Here is a 15,855-nt window from a genome sequence, read left to right on the forward strand (position 1 = left end):
GTGTTCAGGCTACGGGGTGACGGTTGAAAGCGGAATAACGGCCGCTCACGTGATGTTCGAGCTGGCGTTCGATATCGGCCAGCAGACTCGACGCGCCGATGCGAAAGAGCTCCGGTTCGAGCCACGCGCGGCCGAGTTCTTCCTTCATCAATATCTGATACGACAGCACCGACTTGGCAGTCGACACGCCGCCCGCCGGCTTGAAGCCGATCGGCACGCCGGTGCGCTCCTGGTACTCGCGGATCATGCGCACCATGACGAGCGACACATCGAGCGTGGCGTTCACGCCCTCCTTGCCGGTGGAGGTCTTGATGAAATCGGCGCCCGCCATCATGCAGACCATCGAGGCGCGCGCCACGTTGGAGAGCGTGCGGATGTCGCCGGTCGCGAGAATCGTCTTCAGATGCGCGGGGCCGCAAGCGGCGCGAAACTCGCGCACTTCGTCGTAGAGCGCCTGCCAGTTGCCGGTGAGCACATGTTCGCGCGTCACCACGATGTCGATTTCCATCGCGCCGTCCGCCACTGAAGCCTCGATCTCCTTCAGCTTCAGCGGATGCGGGATCAAGCCGGCCGGAAAACCGGTCGATACGGCGGCAACGGGAATGCCGCTGCCCTCGAGCGCATCGACAGCCGCCGCGACGAAGCGGTGATAGACGCACACCGCGCCCGTCGTGATGCCCTGCGGCGCGATGCCGAGCGCTTCGAGCAGATCGGCGCGCACCGGCTGACGCGCTTTGGCGCACAGGCGGCGCACGCGCCCTTCGGTGTCGTCGCCATTGAGCGTGGTGAGGTCGATGCAGGTCACGGCCTTCAACAGCCACGCCGCCTGCGCATCCTTCTTGACGGTCCGGCGCGTGCCGAGCGTGGCCGTGCGCCGTTCGACCGCGGACTGGTTGACGCGCAGCCCGTCGAGCCACGACGCGTCGAAAGGCGTGCCCGGATTGCGCACCGGATGAACGAGCGGCCCGCCGCGCAGCGCGACGACCGAGGAAGACAACGAAGGAGCTTCAGGCATGAGACGTCCGGAAATTTGTGACGCGACGCACAACAGCGGCCGACAGATTTGGTTGGCGTCTATGCTACAACGATTGGGAGAATCATAACAAGCGCTGCGAGCCGATTGTTACATCGCTACCGGGAAAGCCCGTAGTGCAACGACGAAATGTGATTGACGCACCAAATCATGAAGTAAAGATCACAACAGCGTCACGCGTGGCCGTCAGACCAAGCAAGGAAATTTTCGTCGTATCGGCGAAGCGGGCATGCCAGATGAGTGAGCCGCGAGGGTCACGGCCGCTTCATCACATCGGGCTTCGTCGATTCATGGACAGCGGGTTGACGGGTGCGCCGCGTCCGCGATTGACGGATCGCGTGCAATTGGCTTTGAATGGCGGGACTGCAACAACATGGAGGAAACATGCAGCCGGCCCGCAAGATCATCGCGCTCATCGCATACGCAGGATTCACCGCACTGGCAGCGACAGCGCATGCCGCGCGCGCCGCTGAAATTCCCGTGGAAACGATCACCCTCGAAGGCCTCGCTCGACCCTCGGACATCCTGATCGACCGTTGGGGCGTGCCGCATATCTTCGCGGCGAACGAAAGCGACGCGTTCTTCGTGCAAGGCTTCAACGCGGCGCGCGACCGGCTGTTCCAGATCGACCTGTGGCGCCGCCGCGGCCTCGGCCAGCTTGCCGAGGTGTTCGGTCCGGCCTACGTCGAACAGGACAAAGCCGCGCGTCTCTTTCTCTATCGCGGCGACATGAACGCGGAATGGAAACGCTACGGACCCGACGCAAAACCGGTGGCCTCGCGCTTTGCCGCCGGCGTGAACGCGTATATCGACTGGCTGGCCGCGCATCCCGACCAGATGCCCTATGAGTTTCGCAAGGTCGGCTACTGGCCCGCGAAGTGGTCCGCCGACGACGTCGTGCGCATTCGCAGCCACGGCCTCACGCGCAACCTGACAAGCGAGGTCGCGCGCGCGAAGGTGGCCTGCAAGAGTTCGCTCGCGGCCGATTCGGTGCGCTTCGGCCTTCAGCCGGCATGGCAGCCGCATAGCCCGGAAGGACTCGATCCGTGCCTGCCCGACGATGTGCTCAAGGTTTTCACCCTCGCCACGCAAGGCGTGCGCGTCACGCGCGAATCGCTGAAAAGCGCCGACGCATCGGCCACCGTGATCGCCGCCGCGGACAACCCCGAGGAAGTGACGGAAGGCAGCAACAACTGGGTGATCGCGCCGGCCAGATCGGCGACGGGCCGCGCGATCATGGCGAACGATCCGCACCGCGCGTATGCGGCGCCGAGCCTGCGCTATATCCAGCAGATCAGCACGCCGACGCTCGACATCATCGGCGGCGGAGAGCCGTCCGCGCCAGGCGTGTCGATCGGACATAACGGCGCGATCGCGTTCGGCCTGACGATCTTCAACATCGATCAGGAAGACCTGTACGTCTATGAATTGAATCCGGCGAATCCGCGTCAATACCGCTATCGGGACCGCTGGGAGCCGATGCGCGTCGTGCGCGAGACGATTGACGTGCGGGGCGGCGCGCCCGTCGTCGCCGATCTCGCGTTCACGCGGCACGGACCGGTGATCTATACCGAGGACGCGAAACATCGCGCATTCGCCGTGCGCACCGCGTGGCTCGCGCCGGGCATGTCGCCGTATTTCGATTCCGTGCGCTACATGCGCGCGAAAAATTTCACGCAGTTCAAGCAGGCGCTCTCGACCTGGGGCGCGCCGACCGTCAATCAGGTGTATGCGGATACGCACGGCGACATCGGCTGGGTGCCGAGCGGTCTCGCGCCGAAGCGCCCCAACTGGGACGGCCTGATGCCGGTGCCGGGCGACGGCCGCTACGAATGGGCCGGCTACTGGCCGCGCGATGAGATGCCCTCGGCCTACGATCCGCCCGACGGCTACTTCACCACGTCGAACGAGATGAATCTGCCGGCCGGCTATCCGTATGCCGAGCGCAAGCTCGGCTTCGAATGGACCAACGGCTCGCGGCATCAACGCATCGACGAAGTGTTGAAGGCGCTGCCGAAGGTGTCGATCGAGGATTCCGAGCGCTTGCAGAACGATATCGAATCGATCCCGGCACGCCGGCTGGTCGCGCTCGTCGCACCGCTTTCCAGCGACGACCCGGACACGCGCGCCGCGCTCGCGATGCTGAAGGGTTGGGACGCGCAGATGCGCGCCGACTCCCCGCAAGCCGCGCTGGAAGAAATCTGGCTCAGCCGTCACCTGGGCCGCGCCTTCAAGCAAGCCGTGTTGCCGAAGGCCGCGGCGGCGGCGTTCGCCGCGCCCGATACCGCCGTCATGCTCGATTCGCTGGAGCATCCCGAGACGCGCTTCGGTGAGAACGCGGCGACGAAGCGCGACGCCGTGCTGCTGGCGAGCCTGCGCGACGCCTACGCGGAAATGGTGAGCCTGCAAGGCGCGGATGCGGGCCAATGGCAATGGGGCAAGCTGCAAACGAACCTGAACGCGCATCCGTTCGCCGATCTGGTCGACGCGGACATGCGCGCGAAGCTCAACGTCGGCCCCACCGGCAAGGGCGGCAGCGCGTACACGCCGAACCAGTCGACGTATCGCGCGAGCGACTTCCGGCAAACCAACGGACCGTCGTTTCGCGTGATCGTCGACGTGGGCAACTGGGACAACTCGCGCGCGGTGAATCTGCCGGGCGAATCCGGCGATCCCGACAGCCCGCACTATCGCGACCTCGCGACGATGTGGCTCAACGGCGAGTACTTTCCCCTGCTCTATTCGCGCGCGGCAGTGGAAGCCGCCGCCGAAAAACGCATTCGCCTCGTGCCGGGCGCGCAAACCAGGTAGCGGAATAGCGCGCCCGACCCAGGCTCATGCCTGCTCGCCAATCAACGCATGGCTAGCCGTGTCCGCGACCCGGTCCGCATGATACGAGGACCGCACCAGCGGACCGGCCACCACCTCGCGAAAGCCCATCTGCAAACCCGCCTCGCGCCACGCGGCAAACTGCTCGGGCGTCGCATACCGGCGCACCGGCAGATGAAAACGCGACGGCGCGAGGTACTGGCCGAGAGTCAGAATATCGACACGATGCGCGCGTAAATCGCGCATCGTGTCGAGCAATTCGTCGTCGGCTTCTCCAAGGCCGACCATCAAACCCGACTTCGTCAATACCGACGCGTTCGCCTCTTTCACACGCGCCAGCAATTGCAGCGAGCCGCGGTAATCCGCGCCGGCGCGCGCCGCCCGATACAGCGACGGCACCGTTTCGAGGTTGTGATTGAAGACATCCGGCCACGCTTGCGAGAGCGCGGCCAAGGCCCGCTCGACACGGCCACGAAAATCCGGCGTCAGCACTTCGACCCGGATGCCCGGCATGCGCTCACGCAACAACGCGACGCAGCGCGCAAAATGCGCGGCGCCGCCGTCGCGCAGATCGTCGCGATCCACCGAGGTCACGACGACATAGCGCAAGCCGAGCGCCGCGACCGCATGGGCGAGGCGTTGCGGTTCCTCGTCATCGAGCGGCGCGGGGCGGCCGTGCGCGACGTCGCAAAACGCACAACGCCGCGTGCAGATGCCGCCCATGATCATGAAGGTGGCCGTGCGTTGCGCGAAACACTCGCCGATGTTCGGACACATCGCCTCCTCGCAAACCGAATGCAAGCGGTGTTCGCGCAAGACCGCCGCAATGCCGGCCACCGTCTCGCTCATCATCGGTTTCGCGTGCAGCCACGAGGGCTTCGGCAAGACTTCGCCGTCGGACACCGGCACGATCTTCACCGGAATCCGCGCGAGCTTCTCGCCGCTGCGCTTGCCGTGCTGACCGAGCGCGGTAACGCTATCGCCATGCAGTGCGGCGCTCATCGTCAACGTCCCAGAAAATCGTCGAGCAGGCGATTGACCTCGGAGGCCGCTTCCATCTGCACCATATGCCCCTTGCCTTCGAGCACATGGACGCGAATGTCGCCCTCCAGGCCTTGCGCATGCGCGGCCGGAATGATCTGATCGTCGGCGCCCCAGATCACCAGCGTGCGCGGCGCAAGCTGAGCGAGCCGATCGCGATAGCGCGTGCGCTGCACGTTGCCGTCGAAAGCCTCGGATGCGATCTTGCGCAGCGTGTCGTTCACACCTTCGAGCCGCTTGTACTTGACGATATCCTCCACCAGTTGACGCGTGACCAGCGCCGGGTCGGCAAAGAGTTTCGCCAGATGCGGCTTGAGCGCATTGCGGCTGCTGCCCTCGGCAAAGCCGGCGAGGTAGTCGCCGTTGATCTCCTCGCCCAGCCCCGCGCCCGCGATCAACGCAAGCGAAGCGACGCGTTGCGGTGCTTTCGCCGCGACTGTCATCGCGATCAGCGCGCCCATCGAATGCCCGATCAGATGCGCGTTGTCGATGCCGCGATCGTCGAGGAACGCGATCACGCTGTCAGCGAGTTCATCGGCGCTGCCTGTTTCGACCGCCTTGCCGGACTCGCCGTGGCCCGGCAAATCGAGCGCCCACACGGTGCGATGCGCGGCGAGGTCCGCGTGATTGAACAACCAGTTGTTCAGATCGCCGCCGAAGCCATGAATCAGCACCGCGGGCGTGCCGCCTTCGCCGAGTTTCAGATAGCGCACGGTGCGCCCGCCGATTTGCGCCTTCTCCGGTTGCGGGCCGCTCTCGCCCGCTTCCGCGCTGGCCGGCACGAAGTCGCGCTGGAACGCTTCGACCGCCGCGTCGATTTCCGCGTCCGGCGTTTGCGCATCGGCCACCACGGCGAGCAATGCGCCGATCGGCAGCGTGTCGCCCTCTTGCGCGACCTGCCGCCGCAAGAGGCCGTCGAACGCGCACTCGACGCCGGACGAAATCTTGTCGGTCTCCACGTCGAGTATTTCGTCGCCTTTCGCCACCTTGTCGCCGACGTTCTTGAGCCAGCCGTTGACCTGCCCCTGCTCCATCGACAAGCCCCATTTGGGCATCGTGATCATATGAATCGGCATCGCTTAACCTCTCACTTTCAGAACGGCTTCGGCGATCTGCTGCGCCGACGGGATATACATGTCTTCGAGCACGCCGGCAAACGGCGTGGGCGTGTGCGGCGCGGTGACCATTTCGATCGGCGCCTTCAGCGAGTGAAACGCGCGCTGCGCGATCAGCGCGGAGATGTCGGTGGCGATCGAGCAACGCGGATTCGCTTCGTCGACCACCACCACGCGCCCCGTGCGAGCGGCGCTCTCGAGGATCGTTTCCTCATCCAGCGGCGAGGTGGTGCGCAGGTCGATCACGTCGACCTCGATGCCGTCTTTCGCGAGCTTCTGCGCGGCCTCGGTGGCGTAATGCACCATGCGTCCATACGTGACGATGGTGGCGTCGTCGCCGTCGCGCACCACGTTGGCCTCGCCGAACGGAATCGCATACGACTCTTCCGGCACGTCGCCTTCGCGGCCGTAGAGCAGTTTGTGCTCGCAGAAAATCACCGGGTCGTTGTCGCGGATCGCCTGAATCAGCAGCCCCTTCGCGTCGTACGGCGTGGACGGGCACACCACTTTCAGGCCGGGAATGTGGGTGAACAACGAAGTCAGCATCTGCGAATGCTGGGCCGCCGCGCGCAAGCCCGCGCCCTGCATCGCGCGAATCACGACGGGCGTCACCGCCTTGCCGCCGAACATGTAGCGGAACTTGGCGGCCTGATTGAAGATCTGGTCGAAGCACACGCCCATGAAGTCGATGAACATCAGCTCCGCCACCGGCCGCATGCCGCATGCGGCCGCGCCCACCGCCGCGCCGATATAGCCGCCTTCGGAGAGCGGCGTGTCGAGCACGCGGCCCGGATATTTGTGAAAGAGGCCTTTCGTCACGCCGAGTACGCCGCCCCACGCGTCCTGTTCGCCGGGCGAGCCTGCGCCGCCCGCGTTGTCCTCGCCCATCACGATGACGGTTTCATCGCGGGCCATTTCCTGGCTCAGTGCTTCGTTGATTGCCTGAGAGAATGTGATCTTGCGTGCCATGTCTGTCTCCTGTCGGCCGGAGTTAGCGCTTTAGCGCTTACTTCGGCCCCACGCAAAGCGAGTCGACAGGAGTTAGCGCTTCAGCGCTTACTCCTGTCCCACGCGTCGCGAGTCTCATAAAAAAAAGGTTGGCAAATCGCTTATGTGCAACGCGTGCGTTAGGGATACGACACGTAGACGTCGCTCAACAAGTCCTCGGCGGTCGGCAGCGGCGCAGCCTTGGCCTGCGTCACCGCGCTGTCGATCAACGTCTTGACCTCGGCATCGACGCCCCGCAATTGATCCGCCGAAAGCATCTCCGCGCGCACCACGCGCTCCTCGAAGCGCTTCAGGCAATCTTTCTCGTCGCGCAGCTTTTGCACTTCGCCCGGCGCGCGATAGGTTTGCGCGTCGCCTTCGAAGTGGCCGAAATAGCGTGAGAACTTCACTTCGACGAGCGTCGGGCCGCCGCCGTGACGCGCGCGCTCGATCGCTTCGCCAAGCGCCTCGTGCACCGCGAAGAAATCGAAACCGTCGACGATCACGCCCGGCATGCCGAAGCCGCTCGCGCGATCCGCGATGTTGTCGGTCGCCACCGACCACGTCGACGAAGTCGCTTCCGCATAACCGTTGTTCTCCGCGACGAAAATCGCCGGCAGGCGCCATACCGAGGCCAGATTCATCGACTCGAAAATCACGCCCTGATTCGACGCGCCGTCGCCGAAAAAGCACACGCCCACGCCGCCCGACTTTTTGTACTTCGCCGCGAGCGCCGCGCCGCAAATCAGCGGCCCGCCCGCGCCGACGATGCCGTTCGCGCCGAGCATGCCCTTCGACAGATCGGCGATATGCATCGAGCCGCCCTTGCCGTGGCACACGCCGGTCTTACGGCCGTAGATTTCGGCCATCATGCCGTGGACGTCGACGCCCTTGGCGATGCAATGGCCGTGGCCGCGGTGCGTGGTCGCCACATAATCCGCATCGTTCAGATGCAGCATCGTGCCGACCGCCGACGCCTCCTCGCCCGCGTACAGATGCACGAAGCCGGGAATTTCGCCGGTGGCGAATTCCACGTGCAGACGCTCCTCGAACTCGCGGATCGTGCGCATCATGCGATACGCCTTCAGCAGTTCGTCCTTGCTCAAATCACTCGAAACCGACATGGTGTGTCTCCTTTCAGTTAACAGCCTTGGTTTGCTTGCCGACCAACCCCTACTTGTGATGCGCGGCCACGTTCGCCACCTCCCGCACGAGTTGCCGCGACGCCGAATAACGCAGCGTGCGTTCGACGTCGACGGTGAGCGGTCCGTCCCAGTCGAGCGCGATTTCATAACGGTCGCCGCGCTCCAGTTCGATTTCGCGCTCGCCGTCGAAGGCGAGCGTGCCGTGCTCGGTGTCGAGCGGCATCCAGACGCCGACTTCGAAGCGCTCGCAGGTGCGCATGAACACGCGCTCGACGCGGCCAGGCGCGATCGGCGCGACGATCGGCACGCCGATCGCGCCGATGGCACCGACTCCGCCAGGCCGCGCGAAGCGCAAATGCAAGCCGTGCGACGCCGTGCGTTCGACCGGCGCCCACGCGCCGCCGATCGACGACAAGCCGATGCCGTCAGGCGAGGCGAAGGTGAGAAAGAGCGCTTCGATATCGGCCGGATCGGACACGGCTCGCGCGCCCACGAAACGTTGGCGGCTCACGCATACGTCGACCAGCGCGATTTCCTCGCGACCGCGATTCGGCCCGTCGACACAACGCACCACGAGGCGCTTGTTGCGCATGAGCGCCACCTCGGCCGGCACCGCGCCCGAGGCGACCAGGGCGCCGGCGAGACCCGCGACGGTCGCCTCGCGCAGATCGGGAAACGCGTTGTTGGTGCCGGTCGACAAGGTGAGCAACGGCACCTTGCCGCAATGCGCGGCGACCGCGCGATGCGTGCCGTCGCCGCCGAGCACGGCGATCAGTTCGACGCCCGCTTGCAGCATCGCCGTGACGCCCGCGTGCGTGTCGCTCACGCTGTCGCTGATCGGCTGCTCGATGAAGTCGACTTGCGGCCAGCGCTGTTGCGCGGCGACCGCCGCATGGGTGTCGAGCGCGCGCAGCAGCAACGCGGCGACGCCGGTCCGATCGCGCAGCGTCAGCACGCGGTCCACGCCGAGCACGCCGAGTCCCGCGAGCAAGCGCACGACCATGTTGGCTTTTTCAGCGGTCGGAAACACCGACGCATACGTGGTGAGGCGGCGAATGTCGCGACCCGAGGCGGGGTTCGCGATCACGCCGACGGTGACGGGTGATGGCACTGTGCTTGTCTCCTGCCCGCGTCGTGCGCGGACTCGTATTGGAAGCGCCGCGTTCGAGCAATGGCGCTTGTATCGTGCGGAGAACACTGCAAGGCCTGTGCCAAATTTCGCGGCGAACAGTGAATGTGCCGGAAAGTGCCTTGTTTAAAGGGCTAAAAGCGAGCGTCGCGTATTCGACGCCGTCGAAAAACGCCGTGCGACGCAACCTGCGCGGCGTCTCAAGGCCAGGCATTGCGACGATGCGAACGCGAACTCGCGGCCTGCACACAACCCGCAAAACCTTTCCACGCCTGAACGCCACGCATGACACGCGTGATACCTGCTGTCTCAAGCGCGTGTGAGACGAACGTCTCACGCGTCTCGCGTGCTGCATTGCAGTGTGATTGATGAAGCCGGATGTGCTACAAGAACAGCCTGTACTCACTGGCGTCGCTCGACCGGAGCCGACCATGCCCTACGTTTCGCAGACCCAGCATATCGACCGCGTGCGCGGCGCCATCGAAGGAAGGCTGCCCGCGCCCGCCGATTCCGCGCGCCTCGTCTCGTCGTGGCAGCGATCGTTCGAACAGTACCGGCTCGATCCCGGTGCCGTGATCGGACCGCGGGTGCTGACGTCGGCGGAATTGCGCGAGGTGCAAGGCAGGCAGGAAGCGTTTTTGCGCGCTTCGGGCCAGTGCCTGACGCGCCTGCACGACATGATTCGCGTGGCCGACTATTGCGTGATGCTCACCGACGCGCACGGCGTCACGATCGATTACCGGATCGACCGCGAGCGCCGCGGCGACTTCAAGCATGCGGGGCTGTACATCGGTTCGTGCTGGTCGGAGCGCGAGGAAGGCACCTGCGGCGTGGCGAACGTGCTGACCGATCTCGCGCCGATCACCGTGCACAAGACCGATCATTTTCGCGCGGCCTTCACGACGCTCACCTGCAGCGCCGCGCCGATCTTCGCGCCGACCGGCGAGATGATCGGCGTGCTCGACGCGTCGGCGGTGCAGTCGCCCGATAACCGCGACAGTCAGCGGCTCGTGTTCCAACTCGTGCGGCAAAGCGCCGGTCTGATCGAGGACGGCTACTTCCTCAATCAAACCACGCAGCACTGGATCCTGTTCGGCCACGCGAGCCGCAACTTTGTCGAGGCGCAGCCCGAAATACTGATCGCGTTCGACGAATGCGGCAACCTGGTCGCCGCCAATCGCAAGGCGCGCGAATGCATTCCGGCGCTGAACGGCCCGCGTCATATGGACGAAATCTTCGATACCTCCGACGTGCATCTGCATGACGTGGCGCGCACCGATGCGATTGTCGGCCTGCGTCTGCGCGCAACCGGCTCGACGCTGTACGCGCGCATTCGCGCGCCGCTCAAACGCGTCTCGCGTGGAACCGCCGGCGTGGCGGACGGCGTCGCGGGATCGCCGCATTCGGCTTCGCGCAACGAGCCGCCGATCGGCGCGCTCGGCCGTTTTCTGCACAGCGCGGACCCGCGCATCGCGCGCAACGCGGCGGTGGCGTTGCGCATCATCGGCAAGCGGCTGCCGATTCTGATTCTCGGCGAGACCGGCGTCGGCAAGGAGGTATTCGCGCACGCGCTGCACGATGCGGGCGCGCGGCGCACACGGCCGTTCATCGCGGTGAATTGCGGCGCGATCCCCGAGTCGCTGATCGAGAGCGAACTGTTCGGCTATGCGCCCGGCGCGTTCACCGGCGCGCGCAGCCGCGGCGCGCGCGGCAAGATCGCGCAAGCGCATACCGGCACGCTGTTTCTCGATGAAATCGGCGATATGCCGCTCAATCTGCAAACGCGCCTGCTGCGCGTGCTGGCCGAAGGCGAAGTCGTGCCGCTCGGCGGCGATGCGCCCGTGCGCGTGGATCTGGATGTGATTTGCGCGACCCACCGCGATCTTGCCGGCATGGTCGCCGAAGGATCGTTCCGCGAGGATCTCTATTACCGGCTGAGCGGCGCGAGCCTCGCGATGCCGCCGTTGCGCGAGCGCGCGGATATTCGCGACGTGATCGAAGCGGTGTTCGACGAGGAAGCGCGGATGGCCGCTCACGTCCTCACGCTCGATGCGCGTCTAGCCGACCGGCTGGCCGCGTTTCACTGGCCGGGCAATATTCGCCAGCTACGCAATGTGCTGCGCTATGCCTGCGCGGTTTGCGATTCTTCCCGCGTGGAGTTGCGGCACGTCGCGCCGGATATCGCGGCGCTGCTGGAGCCTGACGGCGCGAGCAATCTCACGCTGATGCACGCGAAGGCGCTCGCCAACGCACTCGCCAACTCCCAGGACGACCCGCGCGACGAGCGCGCCCGGATCGTCGACGCGCTGACGCGCCATCAATGGCGGCCCAACGCCGCCGCCCAGGCGTTGGGTATCTCACGCGCGACCTTATACCGGCGCATTGCGAAGCTCGGCATCGTCGGACCGCATCGCGGTTGATCCTCGCGCTCGATCTTCGTGCTTGCCCCTCACCGACGAGCCATTGCTTGCGCACGCCATCGCCGAGTTTTTTTAGAGACTTGTTGATAACGATTCGCATCTACTTTAAGCTTCGGCATCTTTCACTTCCCTTGTACGTTGCTACATCTTCCTTGCTGCGTCCTCGCGCGGGTTGGCGTGCCGTCTCTCCTGACACATGCGTTTTCTGCGAACTACCGCGCTCCCTGGCCGCCACGGCCGTCATCGTCGTTTTCACATTGGCCTGCGGGCCGCCTTGCTGATGTGCACCGCCACGGCGCACGCGGCGATGGCCGCCACGCCCGATGCCGGCGGCGACCCGCCGTCCAACCCGCAGGAGCTGCCCGCGGTGTCGGTGCATGCGTCGCCGACGGTCGAGCCCACGGCCGGTTACCGGCCGCTCACCAGCGAGACGTCGAGCGGCATCGAGCGCAAGATCAGCGAGATTCCGCAGTCGGTCGCGGTCGTCAGTTCGAGCGTGATGCAGGATCAGCAGGCACGCAGTCTCGACGACGCGCTCGGCAACGTCAGCGGCATCACGCAGACCAACACGCTGGGCGGCACGCGCGACGCGTTCCTGAAGCGCGGCTTCGGTTCGAATAACGACGGCTCGATTCTCGTCGACGGCATCCGTTCGCCGATCCTGCACAACTATCTGGCGACGATCGATCGCGTCGAGGTATTGAAGGGCCCGGCTTCGCTGCTGTACGGCATTCAGGAGCCCGGCGGCGTGATCAACATGATCACGCGCAAGCCGGAGGACACGCTGCAAGGCTCGCTCTCGGCAACCTACACCAGCCACCGCGGCAGCGGCACCAGCTTCGACCTGACCGGCCCGATCGGCCAGCCGGGCCAGGTCGCGGGCGGCACGCTCGCGTTTCGCCTGACCGGCGAGTACAACACCGCGCGTTACTGGCGCAGCTTCGGCCGCCAGCGCGACGCGCTGATCGCGCCGTCGCTGTCGTGGCACGATGCGAATACGTCGATCGACGTGAGCTATCAATATGTCGACTACACGACGCCGTTCGACCGCGGCACGGTGCTGGTCAACGGTCATCCCGACGACGCGCTGCGCTACACCCGCTATGAAGAAGCGTGGGCGCAAAGCTCGGGCTTGCAGGAGACGCTGCGGGCCAGGCTGGAACATCGCTTCTCCGATCAATGGCGCATGCGCGTCACCTACGGATGGAGCCGCGACCGCTACGATCAGTACCTGACGCGCGCGAGCGCATTCAACAGCAGGACCGGCATCATGAGCCGCTCGTCGGATGCGAATCTCGGCCGCAACGATTCCGACGAGATCGCGACAATCGGCGCGATCGGCGATCTGAACCTCGCGGGCATGCGCCACGAAGTCTATGTGGGCGGCGAGTACGAACGCCAGCGCTCGTTCCGCGGCGACACGATCCGCGGCAAGGCGGTGTCCGGCTTCGATCTGTTCGACCCGGTCTACGGCAAGCTCGCCGCGGGCGGCACGCCGAGCGCCACGCAAAGCGACAGTCTGTCGAAGGTCCACACCTACTCGTTGATCACGCAGGACACGGTGCATCTGACCGATCGGTTGATCGCCGTGGCCGGCGTGCGCTGGGAAAACTGGCAGCAGCTTTCGGGTGTCGGGCGGCCGTTCGTCGTCGCGGACCATTCACATGGGCAAGTGTGGCTGCCGCAATTCGGCCTGGTTTATAAGCTGACCCCGGCGTTGTCCGCCTACGCGAACTTCAGCAAGTCGTTCGTGCCGAACGTCGCCACCGAGGTGAGCGAGCCGCTTTCGCCGGAGCGCGGCCGGATCTATGAAGCCGGCCTGAAATTCGACCTGAAACCCGGCATCACCGGCACGCTCGCGGTCTATCAGATCGACAAGAGCAACGTTGCCGTGACCAACGGCGATGTCACGTCGACCATCGGCAGCGCGCGTTCGCGCGGCGTCGAACTCGACGTGGCCGGCCAGTTGACGCGGCACGTCAGCCTGATTGCCAGCTACGCGTACACGAACGCCACCGACCGCGACGACGGCACGCGCCTCGCCAATGCCGCGCGCCATACGGGTAGCGTGTTCGCCGTGTACGACACGATGCTGCCGTATCTGCCGGGGCAATGGCGTTTCGGCGGCGGTGCGCGGCTGGTCGGCCGGCGCGCCGGCGACACCGCCAACAGCTTCACGCTGCCGGGCTACGTGGTCGCGGATCTGTTCGCCGCCTACGAAACGAAGCTCGGCAAGATTCCGACGCGCGTGCAACTCAACGTGAAGAACGTGTTCGACAAGACGTACTACCCGTCGAGCAACAGCAATCTGATCATCGCCGAGGGCGAGGCGCGGCTCGTCATGCTGAATACGACGTTCTCGTTCTGAGGCGGATGTCGTGACGGATGGCTGGCCGACGGCCTTGCCCGAGCGCGGGCAGTCAAGCGGATGGATGCCGGTTGCGTGTGGTATTTTGCAGGGCCGATCAGGCCGCGCGCATCCGGCGCTTCGCCGCTGACTACCCGCATCCGCTCCGTCAATTCGAATGAACCTTGCAGACACCGAGTCGACCGCCGCCGTGCCGGCGCGCACCTCGCCGTGGGCGCTTCTCTTCATCTTTCTGCGTCTCGGACTCACCTCGTTCGGCGGTCCGGCCGCGCACCTGGGCTATTTCCGCGACGAATTCGTCAAGCGGCGCCGCTGGCTCGACGAACACACGTTCGGCGACATCGTCGCGCTGTGCCAGTTCTTGCCGGGGCCAGGCAGCAGCCAGGTCGGCATCGCGATCGGCTGGCTGCGCGGCGGACTCGGCGGTGCGTTGGCCGCGTGGCTCGGCTTCACGCTGCCCTCCGTCGTGCTGCTCGTCGGCTTCGCGTATGGCTTCACGCATCTGACCGACGCAACCTCGCTGCATCTCGTGCACGGACTCAAGCTGGCGGCGGTGGCGGTGGTCGCGCAGGCGGTGTGGTCGATGGGACGCACGCTGTGTCCCGACCGCGCGCGCGCCACCTTCGCCATCGGCGCGGCGGCGGCGGTCGTGATGCTCGGCGCGACCTACGGACAGCTCGCGTCGATCGTCGTAGCCGGCGTGGCCGGCGCGGCGTTCCTGAAGACGTCCACCGAAGTGCCGGGTGCGCCGCTCGGCATGCCCGGCACGAAAGCCGGCGCGTTCGTCTGTCTGTGCGCCTTCGTGCTGCTGCTGTTCGGCCTGCCCGCGTTGGCGGCATCGCTGCGCGTCCATGCGCTCGACCTGTTCGCGGCTTTTTATCGGGTCGGCTCGCTGGTGTTCGGCGGCGGTCACGTGGTGCTGCCTCTGCTGCAAGCGGTGGTCGTGCCGCGCGGCTGGCTCTCGACCAATGAATTCATGGCCGGCTATGGCGCGGCGCAAGCGGTGCCGGGTCCGCTGTTTTCATTCGCGGCCTTTCTCGGCGCGGCCAGCAAGGGTCAGCCGTCGGGCGTTGGCGGCGCGCTGATCGCGACGGCGGCGATCTTTCTGCCCTCGTTCCTGCTGGTCGGCGCGGCGCTGCCGCTATGGGGGCAACTGCGGGCGTTCGCCTCGATGCGCCGGGCGATGGCCGGCATCAACGCGGCGGTGGTCGGCATTCTGCTCGCCGCGCTCTACGATCCCGTATGGACGAGCGCGGTGCATGGCGGCGTGGACTTCGTGCTCGTGCTGATCGCGTTGCTGCTGCTCGGATGGTGGCGCGCGCCGTCGTGGGCCGTGGTGCTGATCACCACCGCGCTCGCCTGGTGGGTCGCTTGAGGCGGCGGCGAACGCATGCCGATTGCTCGTTTGACGCAAACCGATAGCGCCGGGGCGGGCGCGGAATCTGCTACTCGATAGAACCGTCAATCGCGCTCGCGCGGCACCGCGGAAGCGGGATAAACACGCATCGACGGCTCACTCGGCGACCGGCGGCGCTTCCTGACCGGCAGCCCGCTTCGGCCGTCGAATCGAACAAGGGAGAAACCGATGACCCTGGTCATTTACCTGCTCGGCTGGATCATTCTGATCGGCGGCGTGTCGTGGGGATTGCTGGCGCTGCATGTCGCCCAGCATACGATTGCGATCGTGGCGGTCATTCTGCTCGGCGTCGCGGTGATCACCGGCGCCACCCGGGCACGCAGCCGCGACCGCTCCTAGCGGCCGGCGTTTTTGCTGGCGCTTTTGCCGAC

At 65.7% G+C, this 15,855-nt stretch carries 11 protein-coding genes; 5 read left to right on the forward strand and 6 right to left on the reverse strand.

Going from position 1 to position 15,855, the window contains the following annotated elements; translation table 11 throughout:
- Positions 1–4: 4 nt before the first annotated feature.
- Positions 5–1,015 carry a deoxyribose-phosphate aldolase gene (gene deoC, locus ACOCG7_RS07610; RefSeq protein ID WP_421377523.1) on the reverse strand — a complete coding sequence of 337 codons (1,011 nt, stop codon included), beginning with the start codon at positions 1,013–1,015 and terminating at the stop codon, positions 5–7.
- A 402-nt stretch (positions 1,016–1,417) separates the two neighbouring features.
- On the opposite strand from deoC, the gene ACOCG7_RS07615 reads away from it, so the two are divergent.
- Positions 1,418–3,844, forward strand: a complete 2,427-nt coding sequence (locus tag ACOCG7_RS07615) for a penicillin acylase family protein (RefSeq protein ID WP_421377525.1) — start codon at positions 1,418–1,420, stop codon at positions 3,842–3,844.
- Between the two features lie 24 nt (positions 3,845–3,868).
- On the opposite strand, the gene lipA is transcribed toward ACOCG7_RS07615, so the two are convergent.
- The 5 genes from lipA to ACOCG7_RS07640 form a co-directional block, all read right to left on the reverse strand.
- Positions 3,869–4,864, reverse strand: coding sequence for a lipoyl synthase (gene lipA, locus ACOCG7_RS07620; protein ID WP_421377527.1), 996 nt, complete (start codon positions 4,862–4,864; stop codon positions 3,869–3,871).
- Positions 4,865–4,866: 2 nt separating this feature from the next.
- Positions 4,867–5,979, reverse strand: coding sequence for an acetoin dehydrogenase dihydrolipoyllysine-residue acetyltransferase subunit (locus ACOCG7_RS07625; protein ID WP_421377529.1), 1,113 nt, complete (start codon positions 5,977–5,979; stop codon positions 4,867–4,869).
- A 3-nt stretch (positions 5,980–5,982) separates the two neighbouring features.
- A complete protein-coding gene (locus tag ACOCG7_RS07630; protein ID WP_073428382.1) occupies positions 5,983–6,987 on the reverse strand; it encodes an alpha-ketoacid dehydrogenase subunit beta in 1,005 nt (334 codons plus the stop codon).
- Positions 6,988–7,145: 158 nt separating this feature from the next.
- A complete protein-coding gene (locus tag ACOCG7_RS07635; RefSeq protein WP_114164545.1) occupies positions 7,146–8,129 on the reverse strand; it encodes a thiamine pyrophosphate-dependent dehydrogenase E1 component subunit alpha in 984 nt (327 codons plus the stop codon).
- Positions 8,130–8,178: 49 nt separating this feature from the next.
- Positions 8,179–9,261, reverse strand: coding sequence for an ATP-NAD kinase family protein (locus ACOCG7_RS07640; RefSeq protein ID WP_421377532.1), 1,083 nt, complete (start codon positions 9,259–9,261; stop codon positions 8,179–8,181).
- A gap of 449 nt (positions 9,262–9,710) precedes the next feature.
- On the opposite strand from ACOCG7_RS07640, the gene ACOCG7_RS07645 reads away from it, so the two are divergent.
- From ACOCG7_RS07645 to ACOCG7_RS07660, 4 genes are all read left to right on the forward strand, one after another.
- Complete coding sequence (locus ACOCG7_RS07645) at positions 9,711–11,699, forward strand: sigma-54-dependent Fis family transcriptional regulator (protein ID WP_421377534.1); 1,989 nt, start codon at positions 9,711–9,713, stop codon at positions 11,697–11,699.
- Positions 11,700–12,006: 307 nt separating this feature from the next.
- A complete protein-coding gene (locus ACOCG7_RS07650) occupies positions 12,007–14,067 on the forward strand; it encodes a TonB-dependent siderophore receptor (protein ID WP_421377588.1) in 2,061 nt (686 codons plus the stop codon).
- Between the two features lie 157 nt (positions 14,068–14,224).
- Positions 14,225–15,442: a chromate efflux transporter gene (chrA, locus tag ACOCG7_RS07655; protein WP_421377536.1), complete on the forward strand. Its 1,218-nt coding sequence runs from the start codon at positions 14,225–14,227 to the stop codon at positions 15,440–15,442.
- Between the two features lie 210 nt (positions 15,443–15,652).
- Positions 15,653–15,823, forward strand: a complete 171-nt coding sequence (locus ACOCG7_RS07660; RefSeq protein WP_167363278.1) for a hypothetical protein — start codon at positions 15,653–15,655, stop codon at positions 15,821–15,823.
- Positions 15,824–15,855 lie beyond the last annotated feature (32 nt).

The sequence above is a fragment of the Paraburkholderia sp. DD10 genome, assembly GCF_049177125.1.
Classification (GTDB): Bacteria; Pseudomonadota; Gammaproteobacteria; order Burkholderiales; family Burkholderiaceae; genus Paraburkholderia; species Paraburkholderia terricola.

Coding starts and splice junctions, on each gene's coding strand:
- ACOCG7_RS07645 (WP_421377534.1), top strand. CDS start 9,711: ATGCCCTACGTTTCGCAGACCCAGCATATCGACCGCGTGCGCGGCGCC.
- ACOCG7_RS07650 (WP_421377588.1), top strand. CDS start 12,007: ATGGCCGCCACGCCCGATGCCGGCGGCGACCCGCCGTCCAACCCGCAG.
- ACOCG7_RS07630 (WP_073428382.1), bottom strand. CDS start 6,987: ATGGCACGCAAGATCACATTCTCTCAGGCAATCAACGAAGCACTGAGC.
- ACOCG7_RS07660 (WP_167363278.1), top strand. CDS start 15,653: ATGACCCTGGTCATTTACCTGCTCGGCTGGATCATTCTGATCGGCGGC.
- lipA (WP_421377527.1), bottom strand. CDS start 4,864: ATGAGCGCCGCACTGCATGGCGATAGCGTTACCGCGCTCGGTCAGCAC.
- chrA (WP_421377536.1), top strand. CDS start 14,225: ATGAACCTTGCAGACACCGAGTCGACCGCCGCCGTGCCGGCGCGCACC.
- deoC (WP_421377523.1), bottom strand. CDS start 1,015: ATGCCTGAAGCTCCTTCGTTGTCTTCCTCGGTCGTCGCGCTGCGCGGC.
- ACOCG7_RS07635 (WP_114164545.1), bottom strand. CDS start 8,129: ATGTCGGTTTCGAGTGATTTGAGCAAGGACGAACTGCTGAAGGCGTAT.
- ACOCG7_RS07615 (WP_421377525.1), top strand. CDS start 1,418: ATGCAGCCGGCCCGCAAGATCATCGCGCTCATCGCATACGCAGGATTC.
- ACOCG7_RS07625 (WP_421377529.1), bottom strand. CDS start 5,979: ATGCCGATTCATATGATCACGATGCCCAAATGGGGCTTGTCGATGGAG.